Source organism: Bradyrhizobium sp. (assembly GCF_049581145.1).
Lineage (GTDB): Bacteria > Pseudomonadota > Alphaproteobacteria > Rhizobiales > Xanthobacteraceae > Bradyrhizobium.
In genome coordinates, this window is the sequence record NZ_JBAURI010000572.1 from 1 (window position 1) to 15,658 (window position 15,658).

Below are 15,658 nucleotides of genomic sequence, written 5' to 3' on the forward strand. Positions count from 1 at the left end.
GTCGCCACCGCACGCACGGCCTCGGCCTGGCCGACGACGCGCCTGCCGAGACTGTCCTCCATCTTGAGGAGCTTGTCCTTTTCGCCTTCCAGCATCTTGTCGACGGGAACGCCGGTCCAGCGCGACACCACCTGCGCGATGTGGTTGGCGGTCACCGCCTCCTCCATCATCTCGCCGGAGTTCTCCTTGGCTTCGATGTCGGTGAGCCGCTTCTCGAGCTCGGGGATCTTGCCATAGGCGAGCTCGCCGGCGCGCTGGAATTCGCCGCGGCGCTGCGCGTTGGCCAGTTCGATGCGCAAGCCATCGAGCTCGCTCTTGAGCTTCTGGGCGTTCGACAGCTTGTTCTTCTCCGCGCTCCAGCGCGCAGTCAGCGCCGCCGACTTCTCCGTAAGCTCGGCGAGCTCCTTCTCCAGCGATTGCAGCCGGCTCTTCGAGCCGGGATCGCTTTCCTTCTTCAGCGCCTCCTGCTCGATCTTGAGCCGGATGATTTCCCGGTCCAGCGAATCCAGCTCCTCGGGCTTGGAATCGACCTGCATCTTCAGCCGCGCGGCGGCCTCGTCCATCAGGTCGATCGCCTTATCGGGCAGGAAACGGTCGGTGATGTAGCGGTTCGACAGCGTGGCGGAAGCCACCAGCGCCGAATCGGTGATCCGCACGCCGTGATGCTGCTCGTATTTGTCCTTCAAGCCACGCAGGATCGAGATGGTATCCTCGACCGAGGGCTCGCTGACGAAGATCGGCTGGAAACGCCGCGCCAAAGCGGCGTCCTTCTCGACATGCTTCTGGTACTCGTCGAGCGTTGTCGCCCCGATGCAATGCAGTTCGCCGCGCGCCAGCGCGGGCTTGAGCAGATTGGACGCATCCATCGCGCCATCGGCCTTCCCGGCGCCGATCAGGGTATGCATTTCGTCGATGAACAGGATGATGCTGCCTTCGGCGGAGGTGACTTCCTGCAGCACCGCCTTCAGCCGTTCCTCGAACTCGCCGCGGTATTTCGCCCCCGCGATCAGCGCGCCGAGGTCGAGCGACAGCAGCTTCTTGTCCTTCAGGCTTTCCGGCACGTCGCCATTGACGATCCGCAGCGCCAGACCCTCCACGATCGCGGTCTTGCCGACGCCGGGCTCGCCGATCAGCACGGGATTGTTCTTGGTGCGCCGGGACAAGACCTGGATGGTGCGCCGGATCTCCTCGTCGCGGCCGATCACCGGATCGAGCTTGCCGTCGCGCGCCGCCTGGGTCAGGTCGCGGGAATATTTCTTCAGCGCGTCATAGGCGTTCTCGGCGGTGGCCGAATCCGCGGTGCGGCCCTTGCGCAGGGTTTCGATCGCCGCGTTGAGATTCTGCGCCGTGACTCCGCCTTTGCTGAGCAGCTTGCCGGCTTCGCTGTTCTTTTCCAGCGCGAGCCCGAGCAAAAGCCGCTCGGCGGTCACGAAACTGTCGCCGGCCTTGTCGGCTGCCTTCTCCGCGGCGTCGAACGCGCGCGCGAGCTCCTGGCCCAGGTAAATCTGCCCGGCGCCGCTTCCCGAGACCTTTGGCAGCTTGTCGAGCGCCTCTTCGGTGGCCTTCAGGATGGCGCGCGAATTGCCGCCCGCACGGTCAATCAGGCCGCTGGCCAGCCCTTCGCTGTCGTCCAGCAGCACTTTCAGCATGTGCAGCGTCGAGAACTGCTGGTGGCCGTCACGCGTCGCCAGCGACTGTGCTGACTGGATGAAGCCGCGGGCGCGCTCGGTGTATTTTTCGATATTCATGGATGAGTTTCCCTCAGCCTACCGCTCCGCCCCTCAGGCACGAAAACCGGCATCTTCATTGGGTTTCCGCCGGCCGCATTGAGGTTCCTCAAACGCACCGGCAGGCTGCGTCACCGACGTTCCCGCCGGCTTGAGGCGAATGTGGGAAGCGGTTCTCCAAATCGGAAGGGGTTGTTTCACAAAATCGTGTGCGGTGGCGCTGCCCGGCAGAATCTCCTAGAAGGCAGGATGTCGTCGACCAAGGCCGCAGAGATCACAGGCCTGTACCGCTATCCGGTCAAAGGTCTCACTCCCGAGCCGCTGCAGCGGGTGCCCCTGAGCGCCGGCCAGACCTTTCCGAGCGACCGCCGCTATGCCATCGAAAATGGACCGAGCGGGTTCGATCCGGCGGCGCCGTCATGGATGCCGAAATTCGTCTTCCTGATGCTGATGCGCAACGAGCGGCTCGCCGCCTTGCACAGCCACTTCGAGGACGACAGCCACATCCTGACGATCCAAAGCGACGACGAGGTCGTCGCGCGCGGGGACCTCGAGACCGCGGAGGGCCGCACCGCGATCGAAGCGTTTTTCGCGGAGAATTTCGCGCGCGAACTGAACGGGCCGCCGAGGGTCGTCTCGAGCAGCGGCCACAGCTTCTCCGACGTCGCCCGCAAGGTCGTCTCGATCGTCAATCTCGACAGCGTCGAGGCCATCGAGCGCATGGCCGGCGCGACCGTGCATCCGCTGCGCTTCCGCGCCAACCTCTATGTCCGAGGCTGGCCGGCCTGGCACGAGTTCGATCTGCTCGGCCAGACGCTGGCGATCGGGCCGGCGCGGCTGAAGGTGGTGAAGCGGATCACCCGCTGCGCCGCCGTCAACGTCGATCCCGAGACCGCCGTGCGCGACCTCGATATTCCCGCTACGATCATGCGCCATCTCGGCCACAACGAATGCGGCATCTATGCCGAGGTCATCTCGGACGGCAGCATCGGCCTTGGCGACGCGGTCGCTTCGGAAGCGCCCAGCTTGCTGTAGTCTCGTAGCCCGCAGCAACCAATAAAGCGTCGTCCCGGCCAAGCGAGCGGCAAGAGCCTTGAGCCGGGACGTCGGGCACGCTGGAGCGACAGCTGCCGAAACCACGTGCGCCTGTGCTTGGATCCCGGCCAATGCGCCGGAACGGAGTTGCGTTCCCAGCCGGAGCGGCGAAGACGGGAGCACGCCATCGGTTCGCACATTCGCGCGACCCGCTCGCTTGCCCACCCGGCAGCCCAATCATCGGACGCAGTCACCCGGCCGGCACACGCCGGCGATGCCGATCAGCCCGTCGGCATGACGTAGGCGTAGATCCGGCCACGCGAGACTGGCGCTTCCCGCACGCGGTTGCCGTTGTTGCCCGAGATCATGATCGGATTGCCGCTGGAGTCGATGCCGGTGATGATGCCGACATGGCCGCCGCCGCGCCGGCCCATCACGGCGATGGCGCCGACCTGCGGACCCGAGATGCGCTGGCCGTAATGGGCGAACGAGCTCGCCATGTCCGAGCCGGTGCCCGGATGCCCGGTCCGCTCCAGCACCATGTTCATGAAGCGCGCGCACCACAGGCTACGACGGCTGGTGGGATTGCCGCCGAGAAAACGGCGCGCTTCAGAAACAAGGCTGGACGCACCGAAGCCGCCCGAGGTCGCGGCAGCGCTCGAAGCAACGCCCGCCATCAGATTGGCCTGGGTGTTGGAAAAGCCGTTCGCCCGTAGTCGCGCCGTGCCCCGCTCCCAGCGCGAATTGCGGACAAAGTGTCTGCGGGAGCGCTGTGCATAATGCCGTCTTGCAGCGTGCCTCGCGTTGCCGGCATCCGCGGAACGCTTGACGCCGTGATGATGAGACCGCGCCGATGCGGGAGAGCTGGATGCGGCGATCGCCGCCGAACACAAAGCCAGCGCGACAAGCGACCGGCGAACCATAGAGAACTCGACCATACCTAATCCTCGTTGACACCCCCCGTTCCCCATCGGCGTGTAGGCGCCGACATCCGCGCGCCGTATGAGAATCTGCGTGTGACGACAGCAAGACGCGGTATGGCGACGCCGCAACGATTTCGGGGTGATTCCGCGATCTTTTTACAGCAAAAAGAAGGCCATCGAGCCGCATTGCGGCCGCGAGCATGAACTGCGAGTTTACCCCCGCGCCCCCGCGCGACAGCCTGCAATGCCGGCTGTCCGCGGTTCGCACCGAGACAACGCGTCAAACAAGAACAATAAAGAAGGAAACTCGCATGCCGCACGCCGTCACAAAGGACAATGTCCGGCTTTATTTCGAGGAGGTGGGCAGCGGAACGCCAATCCTCTTCCTGCATGAATTCGCGGCCGACCACACCAACTGGGAGCCGCAGATGCGCTATTTTTCGCGCGGCCATCGCTGCATCGCCTATTCCGCACGCGGCTACACGCCGTCCGACGTGCCGGCCGCGCCGGAGGCCTACAGTTACCAGCATTTCTACACCGACGCGCTCGCGGTGCTGGACCATCTCGGAATCGATAAAGCCCATTTCATCGGCCTGTCGATGGGCTCCTATTCATCGCTGCAGGTCTCCCTCAACGCACCCGAGCGCGCTTTATCGATGACGCTCGCCGGTACCGGTTCGGGCTCGAGCCTGGAAAATCTCGATACCTTCCGGCAGCATTGCCGGGACAACGCGGCGCAGTTCGAGACGCTCGGCTCCGCCGAGGTCGCAAAGGTCACGCGCGCGGCGCCCGGCCGGATTCCGTTTCTGGTCAAGGACCCGCGCGGGCACGCCGATTTCTACGCCGCGCTGGCGCGGCATGATGCCAAGGGTTCGGCCAACACCATGCGCGGCTTCCAGGGCGGCCGGCCCTCGATCTACACACTCACCGACACGATCCGAAAGGTCCCGACACCGGCGCTGATCATCTGCGGCGACGAGGACGATGCCTGCGTCGAGCCCAGCCTGTTCCTGAAAAAGCATTTGCCCGCCGCCGGGCTGACCTTCTTTCCCAAGTCAGGCCATGTGCTCAATCTCGAAGAGCCGGCGCTGTTCAACGACATGGTCGAACGGTTCATCGCGCTGGTCGAAGCCGGCCGCTGGGGCGTAAGAGATCCGCGGTCGGTGCCAGTTCAAGGTTGAATGTCATTCCGAAGCGCCAACAAGACGGGCGAATAAGCTTCCGCGAACAAGGACTCCCTCCCCGTCATTGCAAGCGCACCAAAGCAATCCATCTCTCGGCGACAAGACAGAATGGATTGCCTCGGAGCTCATGGGGCAGCCGGTGGGCAACGCATTCGCCGCAGTTCGGAGAGCGGAGGCGGAAGCATGCCCACCATCACGATGGCCAGGCGGAGAGCGGGCAGGCGCGGCGCAAGGGCGGCTTTGCCCATCCTTGTATAAGCGGGATCCTCATTGTGTCATGCGATGCCGGCGAACCTATCGCGCCTTGCCGGCGCGGCTCAGGAGGAACACGCCCTGTTCGCCGAACATGTTCCAGAACCACCACGGCGCGCTCAGCCGCAACGGTCGGCCGTACAGATCGAGCGCGACTGCGCGTTCCATCTTGACGTTGATCTCGCCGCAGAGCTGGACGAAGTCCTTGATGGTGCAGAAGTGAATGTTCGGCGTGTCGTACCAGGTGGCGGGCAGGTTGTCGGTGCGCGGCATGTGGCCGCCGATCAAGAGCTGCAGCCGCATGCGCCAAAAGCCGAAATTCGGGAACGACACGATGGCGCGGCGACCGATCCGTAACAGATTCTCCAGCACGACCCTGGGCTGCCGCGTCGCCTGCAGGGTCTGCGACAGGATCACATAGTCGAAGGCGTCGTCGGGATAATTGACGAGGTCGGTGTCGGCGTCGCCCTGGACCACGGCAAGGCCCTTGGCGACGCAGTGGTTGACGCCCTCGCGCGACAATTCGATGCCGCGCCCGTCGATGCCGCGGCTTTCCAGCAGTTGCAACAGGTCGCCGTCGCCGCAGCCGACGTCGAGCACTTTCGAGCCGGCGTCGACCATGCCGGCGACCAGGAGATGATCGCCGCGGTAAGGGTGGGGTTTTTCGGCGGCGATGCCGTTGAGAGGCAAAACCTGTTGCTGCATGGACATGTCAGCTTGTCGCCTTGTCGGCTGCAAGCCCGGCGAGCCCGCGGGCGTGGCCGCCCGATTGCAGGAACGCGCGTGCGATCTCGAAAAACTCCGGCACGTCCAGCAGGAACGCGTCGTGGCCACGGTCGGTCTCGATCTCCGCGAACGACACCCGAGCGCTGGAGGCATTGAGCGCATGCACCAGCGCACGCGATTCGGACGTCGGAAACAACCAGTCGCTGGTGAACGACACCACGCAGAAGCGGGTCTTGATGCCCCGGAAGGCCCGCGCCAGCACGCCGTCATGATCGGCGGCGATGTCTAAATAATCCATCGCCCGCGTCAGATAGAGATAGCTGTTGGCGTCGAAGCGCTCGACAAAGGACGATCCCTGATAGCGCAGATAGCTCTCGACCTGGAAATCGGCATCGAACGAGAATGTCGGCAGCTCGCGGTCCTGCATCCTGCGGCCGAACTTGCGGTGCAGGGCTGCGTCCGACAGATAGGTGATGTGGGCGGCCATCCGCGCCACCGCGAGCCCGCGATGCGGCTGCGTGCGCTTTTCCGCGTAGCAGCCGTGCTGCCATTCCGGATCGGCCATCACGGCCTGCCGGCCGAGTTCGTGGAAGGCGATGTTCTGCGCCGAATGCCGTGTGCTGCAGGCAATCGCCAGCGCCGAGAACACCCGGCTCGGATAGGCCGCGGTCCATTGCAACGCCTGCATGCCGCCCATCGAACCGCCGACCACGCAGAACAGCGTCTCGATACCGAGACGATCGAGCAGCATGGCCTGCGCCCGCACCATGTCGGGAACGGTGATGATCGGAAAATCCAGCCCCCACAATTTGCCGGTCGCCGGATTGGTCGACGCAGGGCCGGTCGAGCCCATGCAGCCTCCGATGACGTTGGCGCAGACGATGAAGTACTGATCGGTATCGAGCGGACGGCCGGGGCCGACCATGGTCTCCCACCATCCGGGCTTGCCAGTCACCGGATGCAGATTGGCGACGTGCTGATCTCCGGTCAGCGCATGGCAGACCAGAATGGCGTTGCTGCGAACAGCGTTGAGCTCACCGTAGGTCTGGTAGGCGATCTGGAATGGCGCGAGATCGATGCCGCAGTCGAGCGGCAACGGCTGGTCGGCGCCAAACCGCGCCACCTGCGAATGCGGATGGTCCGCCTCGTGCGTCCGATCCTCATTATGGATCGCCGGGATTCGCATCGATTTCACGCCTGTCATGTTGCACCAACCCGCTTGCGCGAGGTCTCCCAACCAGACCAGAAATCAGGCCATAAAAAACCCGGCCTGAACATAGGTTCGGCCGGGACAATCTATCCCCGGCCTGTTTAGCAAGTTGTTTAACGTGGCTGCAAGCCGGCCGGCTCAAATGACCACGGAACGCTGGGAAGTTAGGTACTCGGCCGCTTGTCGTCAAGACAGGCTGGTGGTTAATCGAAGGTGAGCGTGGCGACCGCACCGCACTCTTGCGCCATCTCACCCCATGGGGGAGAAAGGGTCTCATGCCCGAAGAGGTGCCGTATCAAGCGAGCTCCCGGCGGCCATGAGCGGCAGCATTCACCTGGTATCATCATGTCCGGATCGCCCCCCTCCCCGCCATCGCTTGCCGAGCTGCGCAAGGAGATCGACGCGATCGACGAGGGGATGCACCGGCTCTTGATGCAGCGCGGCGATATCATCGACCGGCTGATCCAGGTGAAGCAGACCCAGGAGGTCGGCTCCGCGTTCCGGCCGGCGCGCGAGGCCGACATGATGCGGCAGCTGGTGCAGCGTCATCGCGGCATCCTGCCGCTCGATACGGTCGAGAGCATCTGGCGCGTTATCATCTCGACCTTCACCTATGTGCAGGCGCCGTTCTCGGTGCACGCCGATATCTCGATTGGCGAATCCGCGATGCGGGATTCGGCGCGGTTTCACTTCGGGTTTACCGTGCCGTATGTTTCGCATTTCAGCGCGTCCGCCGCGGTCGAAGCCGTCGCCAGATCGAAGGGCGATCTTGCACTGGTCTCGGCCACCTCCGGCCGCACGCCATGGTGGATCATGCTGGAAGCCAAGGGGTCGCCGAAGATCATCGCGCGGCTGCCGTTCGTGGAGCGCGCCGACCATCCGGCGGCGCTGCCGGTGTTCGTGGTGTCGCGGGTGGCCGACAGCGCCATGTTGACCGAGGTCGAAACCTGGAGCATACGGGTGTCGGGATGGAACGCCGAGACCGCGCGGGCGCTGTCGCCTTTGGCCGAGATCATTGCGGTACCGGATACCGCCTTCGACGGCGCGGCGCTCCTGGTCTCGGTCTCGGGGGCTAACCGGCTGGAACAGATCAAGCTGGCGTTGATCGAGGCTGGCGCCTCGGTGCGCTCATCGGCCCTCGTCGGCAGCCACGCAACGCGCTATACGGTCCCGAACGGGGCCAGGCCGGAACGCTAAAGCCGTCACAGCGAGCCGTAGCCGCCACCCCGCTTATCCGGAGTTAACAATGCCCCGCCCCGTGCCGAATCCCGGCATTCTCGATATTGCGCCCTACACGCCCGGCAAGAGCCCGGTGCCGGAGCCGGGCCGCAAGGTCTTCAAGCTATCGGCCAACGAGACGCCGTTCGGGCCATCGCCGAAGGCGATCGCGGCCTACAAGGCGGCGGCTGCGCATCTGGAGGACTATCCGGAAGGCACCTCGCGCGTGCTGCGCGAAGCGATCGGCCGCGCCTTCGGGCTCGACCCCGACCGCATCATCTGCGGCGCCGGCTCCGACGAGATCCTCAATCTGCTGGCCCACACCTTTCTCGGCCAGGGCGACGAAGCGATCTCGACCACCCACGGCTTTCTGGTCTATCCGATCGCAACCATGGCGAACGGCGCCAGAAACGTGGTCGCCCCCGAAAGCAATCTCACCGCCGACGTCGACGCTATCCTGAAGGCGGTGACGCCGCGTACCAAGATCGTGTGGCTCGCCAACCCGAACAATCCGACCGGGACGTATCTGCCGTTCGACGAGGTGAAGCGGCTGCGCGCCGGCTTGCCGCCGCACGTGCTGCTGGTGCTCGATGCCGCCTATTCCGATTACGTCTCGCGCAACGACTATGAGATCGGCATCGAACTGGTGGCGACCACGGACAACACCGTGATGACCCACACCTTCTCCAAGATCCATGGACTCGCGGCGCTGCGCGTCGGCTGGATGTTCGGTCCCGCTCATATCGTGGATGCAGTGAACCGGATCCGCGGGCCTTTCAACGTCGCGACGCCGGCGATGCTGGCCGCGGTCGCGGCGATCGAAGATACCGCGCATCAGGAGATGTCGAAGACCCACACCGAGACGTGGCGCAACTGGCTGACCGAGGAAATCGCGAAGCTCGGGCTCAAGGTGACGCCGAGCGTGGCGAATTTCGTGCTGATTCATTTTCCGGCCGAGAAAGGCAAGTCGTCGGGCGAAGCCGACGCCTTCCTCACCAGACGTGGGCTCGTGCTGCGCGCGCTGGGCAATTATCGCCTGCCGCATGCCCTGCGGATGACCATCGGCACCGAGGAGGCCAACCGGCTGGTGCTCGAGGGCCTGCGCGATTTCGTGGCGGCCAAATGAACTCGCAAATGAACGCTACGCCGCCATTCAAGCGGCTTGCGCTGATCGGCTTTGGCCTGATCGGCGGCTCGATCGCGCGCGCCGCGCGCGCGCAAGGCCTGGCTGGCGATATCGTCATCACCGCCCGCTCGGCCCAGACCCGGGCGCGCGTCGCCGAGCTTGGCATCGTCGATCGCGTTGTCGAAACCAACGCGGCAGCCGTGCAGGATGCCGACCTGGTGATCCTCTGCATCCCCGTCGGCGCCTGCGGCGCGGTGGCGCAGGAGATCGCGCCGCACCTCAAGCCGGGCGTGATCGTCTCCGACGTCGGGTCGGTCAAGGGCGCCATCGTGCGCGACATGGCGCCGCATCTGCCGAAGGACGTGCATTTCGTGCCGGCGCACCCGGTCGCCGGCACCGAACATTCCGGCCCGGATTCCGGCTTTCCCGAATTGTTCATCAATCGCTGGTGCATTCTGACGCCGCCCGAGGGCACCGACCCGGACGCGGTGGAACGGCTGCGCGCGTTCTGGGCCGCGCTCGGCGCCAAGGTCGAGCTCATGACGGCGGATCATCATGATCGCGTGCTGGCGATCACCAGCCATCTGCCGCACCTGATCGCCTACACCATTGTCGGCACCGCCGACGAACTGGCGCAGGTCACCTCGTCCGAAGTGATCAATTTCTCGGCCGGCGGATTTCGCGACTTTACCCGGATCGCGGCCTCCGACCCGACGATGTGGCGCGACGTCTTTCTCGCCAACAAGGAGGCGGTGCTGGAGATGCTCGGCACATTCAACGAGGATCTCTCCAAATTGACCCGGGCGATCCGCCGCGGCGACGGCGAGGCGCTGTTCGAGCATTTCACCCGCACCCGCGCCATCCGCCGCGGCATCGTCGATATCGGCCAGGATTCGGCCGCGCCCGACTTCGGCCGCCCGCATGCGCAACTGGCGCAGCGGCCGGACTGAGGATCGACCAGGCCCGTCAGTTGAACGGGTAGTAACGCAGCTGGGTCATCACGATGTTGTCGTCGGTCTTGGGCGCGCCGCCGACACCCTCGAAGGCGAAGCGCTGGTTGTAGGAATACTGCACCCCGGCCTTGACCGTGCCGTAACGGCCCTGGAACAGCGTATCGTAGAAGCCGACTGTATATTGCCGGACCTCGCGGGTGTCGCCGTTGCAGGTCGCAGCCGGCGAGTTCTCGACGTTGCAGCCGGTGTTGTTGTAGAGCGGGTTGCCGTACCCGAACGGCACCGTCCCGACATCCGCGAAAGCCGCCTTGGTGCTTTCGAGGCCGGCGTAGCTGTAGAGATCGAGCGTCGGCGTCGTGTGCCAGATCAATCCGACCGCCGCGGACGTGATCGTCAACGGCAGGATGGTGCCATCCTGCGCCAGCGTCGCATCCGGGAATGGCGTGGCCGTAAAGCGGCCAAGCGCGCCATGGGCGCCATAGGCCTGCAGCTCCAGCGTCTTTGGAATGAGCTCGGCATTGATGTGACCGCCGAAACTGCCGGTGTCGTAGGTATGGTTGGCGAAGTTGAAGCGATCGAACATCTGACGATAGAGGCCCCAGGCCTCGATGTGGAGATGATAAGGCCCCAGCCGCGGATCCCACGAGCCCTTGACGGTGATGTCGGGCACCTGGTTCAGGCTGAGATTATTGGCGTTGTTGAAGAAGCTTCCGCCCGGACCGGTCAGATTGACCAGCAGGTCCGGGTTGAGCACGCCCTGCGGGCCGGCAGCCGGCGTGCCGACGGCCGGCGTGTTGCCGCCAAAGAAGGAGGTCTGCGGGTTTTCCGCGGAGGCCGCGATCTGGAACTCCGGTCCGATTTCCTGCCAGACACGGAGGCCCGGCTGCCGCGCCGCGAGGAAGCCGGGGACTTCCTCGAAATCGATCACGCCGGGTGCGTCGACGCCGTGCGGATCGATGCCGGACTTGCTCGGCGCGCTGAGCGACCAGGATTGTCCGGCCAGGACGTGAAAGCCGACATCGGTGCGATCGAGCTCGAGACTAAGCTGTCGCATACGCGGATTATAGGAGTTGGTGGCAACCGAATTGGCGGTCTGCGCCGCGCCTTCGAAATCGATTTCGCCGTAGCCTTGAACCTTGGTTTGCGGATTGATGTTGCCCTCGGCAAGAACCGAGAAGCGCGTTTGCCGCGCCGAGAAGCGTGATTCCGGCGTGTAGAAGTTCCTGCTCTGCGCGAAGGGAATGAAATTGTAGATCGATCCGGTATCGGATGCGAGGTTGCGGGTGCGGTAGATGCCGGTGAGATCGACCCAACCGCCGAATGTCAGCGTGATGCCGCTGTAGCAGACCTTTCCGGGCGGGCATGGGTCGTATGGCGCGGCCTTGTAGGCGGTTGGCGGCGTCGCCAGGGCGTTCGCCCCGATCCGCTTTTCCGTTCGCCCCTGATCGTCGACACGCCGCTCAAGCTGCTTCAGCTTGGCCTTCAGCTCGCGAATTTCCGTCGCCGGATCGTCGTCCGCAAAGGCGTGGCCGGCCGAAACAAGCATGCCCCCGACAAGAACGCATTTCAGTAACTTCAATTGAACCTCCCACCAGGAAGGAGAAGCATTCCCCTGCACATCGCACCCTCCTCGGATGTGTGCTTGCTTCCCTGGTCGGAGAGATTTGAATCGGGGCCCTTATATTCGCGGACCAGGAACTATTTTCGCATCAAGTTATTCTGCGCCGACTGGCAGGAATTTTTCTGTAGCGTCGACGATCCGCGCGCGGACGGAACGCAGCATTTCGCGTCAACGCGCGCCGCCCAACAAACAACCTTCGACAAAGAAACTGGGTCCAGCCGCGGCATGACTGAACCCAGTGGTTGAAGGCAACATGCTTGAGACGCGGGTTATTCGCGCAGGCCTGAACGGCTCTCAGTAGGACTTGACCGGGGACGCGCGGTGATGCGTCTTCACCGACATCCGCAGCGCCCTTGCGTTGCTGTCACGCAGCTGAGAAGCCACCGCGTCGGGCCTCGCCGATCCAAGTCCCAGGTCGGCGTTCGGATGATAGAAGGCGTAGGCGCCGGGCTCATCGATCACCGCGGCAAGCGCGGGCGTGGCAATGGCGGCGGAAACGATCAGAGCGGCGCCGAGCAATTTCAACTTCAACATCGTCTTCTCCCTTGTATCGGCCCGCACCATATGCGCGCCGTCTGCAAACAAGAGTAGCGATGAAGTTGCGGCATTCCCGATCAGCAAGGGAATATCGATCACGCTTCGGCGATCATGGCTTTACCAGGTGCGTATCGTGGCACGGCGTCGTCCCCGCGAATGTGGGGACCCATAACCATCGATGGCTGCTGTCGCGCAAGTGTCTCTCTCCACGTGTGCAACGGCGAAATCGATGGTTATGGCTCCCGGCGCCCGCGCCTAACAACAAGCGCTCGACCGGGCACATCCCTGTTCGGATGAAGAGGACGTGCCGAAGAAAGTCGTCGAGAGCTAGAACAGCGGCGGGATCTGCCCGACCTTCAGCGGTCCCAAGAACACCGTGCCGTCGACGAAGCGCAGCGGAAAGGTCCGCGCCTTCCGGCCTTCCAGCGTGGCATCCTTGCCGAGCGCGTTGATCCCGACCGTCACGCCGACATTGGCGTTCTGCTTGACCACCTTGCCGAGGCCGGGAATCGCCCGGTCCAACGCTCCCATCAGATTGTTGATGTCCTGGGTTTTGACACCGGGCGCGACACGGTCGAGCGTCGCCTGCGGCACGCCCTGCTCCAGCATCTTGTCGATGCCGAGTGCGGGAACAACCTTCTCGATGCCGGTAACGATCATCTGCAATTCGCCATCGAGCCGGCCGGCCGGAGAGAGGCCCAGCGTCCCCGAGGCGACCGCGACCAAGTCGCCCTGCTGGATCCGCGACTGCACGATCTCGACATGGCCGCCGGCGGCCTGCAGTTCACGAAACCGCTCCGGCCAGGGCTTTGGCGAAAAGTCCTTCAGCCCGCTGAGCAGGGTCCGCACATCGGCATCGAACGGCTCGGCGAGCAGCGGATGCACCCCCAGGATGCTGCCCTGATTGATCTGCAGGACACTTTCGATCACGGGATGATCGGCAGGCGATCCCTCCGCCAGGCGGCCGTGCAGCTCGACATGCTTGGCTCGCGCCAGCGGCACCTGGGTCGATCCCTGCGTCGATCCCTGGGTCGATCCCTGGGTCGATCCCTGGGTCGATCCAACGAGGCGATCGATCGCCGGATCGTTGAACTCGATGGAGACGCGCTGCGGCACGCCCGGCAACCCGATGACGCTGCTGCGGCCCAGGCTCCAGTTTACGGCCAATGTAGGCTGCGCGCCGGACTCCGAAATCGTCGCCGGCGCGGAAAACAGCGCGATCACGTGTTTCGGATCGTAGATCTGCGCCACGATCAGGATTTTGCCGAGCTTTGCGGTGAGCGGTGTCCGCCCCGCGGTCTGCGAGACCAACGTGACGCTTGCGCCCTCGCAGCGAACTTCGAGGCGGAACGGGAAGCCTCCCACCGAACGGTTGGCGCAGTCGTAGACGCGGCCGGACTTCGCCTCCCTTGCGCGCCAGGCATCGGCCTGGACACCGATCTCGGATGCGGCGAAGAACCAGAACACGCTCCATCCGATGGCAGCAATCAGCAGCAGGACGGGGGCGATGAAAAGGCGCCAAAGCGGACGCCGGCGCCGGGCAAAAGCAATATTGGACATCAACGACCCCTGAGCTGCAATTTTGTCAATTAAGCGGTCGCAGTGGCCGCAATCAAGTTACCGCATTTTCATCCGGCGCCGAATCCTGCTAACCAACACATGGTTCAGAAACTTGAGTTCATCTTCGCCGCGATTCCCCTGACGTCGCAAGCCAGTCGCACAATCCGGGATTGCTGGCGCACATATCAGAGTTATGCCGATGAGGCCAAATTTGGATGGGAGGCAAGTCGCCTCGAGGAAATACCGGCCCGGACGAGATGTCGGCAATCGTCCTGTCTGAAGCAGCCTTCCCCAAAGGCGACCTCTGGGTGTTCGGCTATGGCTCGCTGATGTGGCGGCCGGGGTTCGAGTTCATCGAGCGCGTCCCGGCGCGGCTGATCGGCGAACACCGCGCGCTCTGCGTCTATTCCTTCGTGCATCGCGGTACGCCGGAAAAGCCCGGGCTGGTGCTCGGACTCGATCGCGGCGGCGCCTGCCGCGGCATCGCATTTCGCGTCGCGGAGACGAACCGCGAGACCACCGTCGCCTACCTGCGGGCGCGCGAGCAGGTCACCTCTGTCTATCGCGAGGTGATGCGCTCTGTGTGGCTCGAGAATGATGCCCGGCAACGGGTCAGTGCGCTGGCCTACGTGGTCGATCGCGGTCACGTCCAGTATGCGGGGCGGCTATCGCTTGCCGACCAGACGCGCCACGTGCTGCAGGGACACGGCCAGTCCGGCCCGAACCGCGACTACGTGCTGTCCACCGTAAAGGCGATCGAAGCCGAAGGCTTTCGCGACACTCAGTTGCATCGGCTTGCGCTCATGCTGCACGACGTTCATTCGCTTCATCCTCCGCCTGGCGGGTGAGCAAAACAGCCGGGAACGATGCCATCACGGCTGTCCGCGGCTACGTCTGCACTGAACTCGGCACCCCGCCGAACAGTTTTGCCTGCTCGGCTTGCCCGGCTGCCACAAGCCGGTCGGTGGCTTCCTCGATCGCGGTACGAATACGCTTTAGAAACTCGTCGCGCGACAATCCCGGCGGCAGCGGATCGAGAAATTCCACGACCAGCGTGCCGGGATAGCGCATGAAGCTCCGGCGCGGCCAGAACAGGCCGGAATTGAGCGCTACCGGCAGGCAGCTCACGCCGCAGGCGACATAGATCTGACCGACGCCGGCCTTGTATTGCGGCGGCGCGCCGACAGGCCTTCGTGTCCCTTCCGGAAAGATCACGAACTGCCGGCCATCGCGAACTTCCCGCGCCGCGCGCCGCACCATGGCGAGCAGCGCCCGGCCGCCGGCGCTCCGATCGATTGCGATCATGTTCGCCTTGATCAGGAACAGGCCGAAGATCGGGATGAACTTCAGCTCGCGCTTGAGAACGAAGAACGGCGCCTCAAAGAACCGCAGCAGCGAGATCGTCTCCCACATCGACTGATGTTTTGCAGCGACGATCAACGGCCCTTTCGGTATCTTTTCGACGCCGCGAAACTCCACCTTGATGTTGCAGATCAGGCGCATCAGCCCAATGTTGCTTCGCGCCCACCAGTCGGCGACCCGCAGCAACGCCGCGCGCGGCATCACGAAGGTCGGCAGCGCAACGA

14 protein-coding genes and 1 riboswitch are annotated in these 15,658 nt (G+C 64.2%); of the genes, 6 read left to right on the forward strand and 8 right to left on the reverse strand.

Features of this window, described 5'->3' with window-relative positions:
- On the reverse strand, nucleotides 1-1,748 hold a 1,748-nt coding region (locus tag WCB02_RS18965; RefSeq protein WP_423960355.1), incomplete at its 3' end, for a Clp protease N-terminal domain-containing protein.
- 228 nt (nucleotides 1,749-1,976) lie between these two features.
- On the opposite strand from WCB02_RS18965, the gene WCB02_RS18970 reads away from it, so the two are divergent.
- Complete coding sequence (locus WCB02_RS18970; RefSeq protein WP_423960357.1) at nucleotides 1,977-2,762, forward strand: MOSC domain-containing protein; 786 nt, start codon at nucleotides 1,977-1,979, stop codon at nucleotides 2,760-2,762.
- A gap of 281 nt (nucleotides 2,763-3,043) precedes the next feature.
- Here the strand turns inward: WCB02_RS18970 and WCB02_RS18975 are convergent, their stop codons facing one another.
- Entirely contained in the window at nucleotides 3,044-3,700 is a 657-nt protein-coding gene (locus tag WCB02_RS18975) for a TIGR02594 family protein (RefSeq protein WP_423960358.1), read from the reverse strand.
- 296 nt (nucleotides 3,701-3,996) lie between these two features.
- Between WCB02_RS18975 and WCB02_RS18980 the strand changes: the two genes are divergently transcribed.
- Nucleotides 3,997-4,866 carry an alpha/beta fold hydrolase gene (locus tag WCB02_RS18980; RefSeq protein ID WP_423960360.1) on the forward strand — a complete coding sequence of 290 codons (870 nt, stop codon included), beginning with the start codon at nucleotides 3,997-3,999 and terminating at the stop codon, nucleotides 4,864-4,866.
- 297 nt (nucleotides 4,867-5,163) lie between these two features.
- Here the strand turns inward: WCB02_RS18980 and metW are convergent, their stop codons facing one another.
- Complete coding sequence (gene metW, locus WCB02_RS18985; RefSeq protein ID WP_423960363.1) at nucleotides 5,164-5,832, reverse strand: methionine biosynthesis protein MetW; 669 nt, start codon at nucleotides 5,830-5,832, stop codon at nucleotides 5,164-5,166.
- 1 nt (nucleotide 5,833) lies between these two features.
- Nucleotides 5,834-7,051, reverse strand: a complete 1,218-nt coding sequence (gene metX, locus WCB02_RS18990; protein ID WP_423960364.1) for a homoserine O-acetyltransferase MetX — start codon at nucleotides 7,049-7,051, stop codon at nucleotides 5,834-5,836.
- 86 nt (nucleotides 7,052-7,137) lie between these two features.
- A riboswitch (SAM riboswitch) is annotated at nucleotides 7,138-7,217 on the reverse strand.
- 185 nt (nucleotides 7,218-7,402) lie between these two features.
- Between metX and WCB02_RS18995 the strand changes: the two genes are divergently transcribed.
- Genes WCB02_RS18995 through WCB02_RS19005 form a run of 3 tightly spaced genes read left to right on the forward strand, consistent with a single transcriptional unit; the run spans nucleotide 7,403 to nucleotide 10,351 of the window.
- Complete coding sequence (locus WCB02_RS18995; protein WP_423960365.1) at nucleotides 7,403-8,254, forward strand: chorismate mutase; 852 nt, start codon at nucleotides 7,403-7,405, stop codon at nucleotides 8,252-8,254.
- A 49-nt stretch (nucleotides 8,255-8,303) separates the two neighbouring features.
- Nucleotides 8,304-9,401 carry a pyridoxal phosphate-dependent aminotransferase gene (locus WCB02_RS19000; protein WP_423960366.1) on the forward strand — a complete coding sequence of 366 codons (1,098 nt, stop codon included), beginning with the start codon at nucleotides 8,304-8,306 and terminating at the stop codon, nucleotides 9,399-9,401.
- A gap of 8 nt (nucleotides 9,402-9,409) precedes the next feature.
- On the forward strand, nucleotides 9,410-10,351 hold the full coding sequence (locus tag WCB02_RS19005; protein ID WP_423960367.1) for a prephenate/arogenate dehydrogenase family protein: 942 nt from the start codon (nucleotides 9,410-9,412) through the stop codon (nucleotides 10,349-10,351).
- A gap of 16 nt (nucleotides 10,352-10,367) precedes the next feature.
- Here the strand turns inward: WCB02_RS19005 and WCB02_RS19010 are convergent, their stop codons facing one another.
- From WCB02_RS19010 to WCB02_RS19020, 3 genes are all read right to left on the reverse strand, one after another.
- Nucleotides 10,368-11,933 (reverse strand): hypothetical protein, encoded by a 1,566-nt coding sequence (locus WCB02_RS19010; RefSeq protein WP_423960370.1) that lies wholly within the window; start codon nucleotides 11,931-11,933, stop codon nucleotides 10,368-10,370.
- Nucleotides 11,934-12,269: 336 nt separating this feature from the next.
- The gene (locus tag WCB02_RS19015; protein WP_423960372.1) at nucleotides 12,270-12,509 is read right to left on the reverse strand and encodes a hypothetical protein; all 240 of its coding nucleotides are present in this window, start codon (nucleotides 12,507-12,509) and stop codon (nucleotides 12,270-12,272) included.
- 330 nt (nucleotides 12,510-12,839) lie between these two features.
- Nucleotides 12,840-14,072, reverse strand: a complete 1,233-nt coding sequence (locus tag WCB02_RS19020) for a DUF2125 domain-containing protein (protein WP_423960374.1) — start codon at nucleotides 14,070-14,072, stop codon at nucleotides 12,840-12,842.
- A 257-nt stretch (nucleotides 14,073-14,329) separates the two neighbouring features.
- Between WCB02_RS19020 and WCB02_RS19025 the strand changes: the two genes are divergently transcribed.
- Complete coding sequence (locus WCB02_RS19025) at nucleotides 14,330-14,920, forward strand: gamma-glutamylcyclotransferase (protein WP_423960376.1); 591 nt, start codon at nucleotides 14,330-14,332, stop codon at nucleotides 14,918-14,920.
- Between the two features lie 40 nt (nucleotides 14,921-14,960).
- Here the strand turns inward: WCB02_RS19025 and WCB02_RS19030 are convergent.
- Nucleotides 14,961-15,658, reverse strand: a 698-nt coding sequence (locus WCB02_RS19030; protein ID WP_423960378.1) for a lysophospholipid acyltransferase family protein, incomplete at its 5' end; no start/stop codon positions are given.

Bases quoted from the DNA above. Each gene is read 5' to 3' on its own strand.
- WCB02_RS18970 (WP_423960357.1), top strand. From the start codon at position 1,977: ATGTCGTCGACCAAGGCCGCAGAGATCACAGGCCTGTACCGCTATCCG.
- WCB02_RS18975 (WP_423960358.1), bottom strand. From the start codon at position 3,700: ATGGTCGAGTTCTCTATGGTTCGCCGGTCGCTTGTCGCGCTGGCTTTG.
- WCB02_RS18980 (WP_423960360.1), top strand. From the start codon at position 3,997: ATGCCGCACGCCGTCACAAAGGACAATGTCCGGCTTTATTTCGAGGAG.
- metW (WP_423960363.1), bottom strand. From the start codon at position 5,832: ATGTCCATGCAGCAACAGGTTTTGCCTCTCAACGGCATCGCCGCCGAA.
- metX (WP_423960364.1), bottom strand. From the start codon at position 7,051: ATGACAGGCGTGAAATCGATGCGAATCCCGGCGATCCATAATGAGGAT.
- WCB02_RS18995 (WP_423960365.1), top strand. From the start codon at position 7,403: ATGTCCGGATCGCCCCCCTCCCCGCCATCGCTTGCCGAGCTGCGCAAG.
- WCB02_RS19000 (WP_423960366.1), top strand. From the start codon at position 8,304: ATGCCCCGCCCCGTGCCGAATCCCGGCATTCTCGATATTGCGCCCTAC.
- WCB02_RS19005 (WP_423960367.1), top strand. From the start codon at position 9,410: ATGAACGCTACGCCGCCATTCAAGCGGCTTGCGCTGATCGGCTTTGGC.
- WCB02_RS19015 (WP_423960372.1), bottom strand. From the start codon at position 12,509: ATGTTGAAGTTGAAATTGCTCGGCGCCGCTCTGATCGTTTCCGCCGCC.
- WCB02_RS19020 (WP_423960374.1), bottom strand. From the start codon at position 14,072: ATGTCCAATATTGCTTTTGCCCGGCGCCGGCGTCCGCTTTGGCGCCTT.
- WCB02_RS19025 (WP_423960376.1), top strand. From the start codon at position 14,330: ATGTCGGCAATCGTCCTGTCTGAAGCAGCCTTCCCCAAAGGCGACCTC.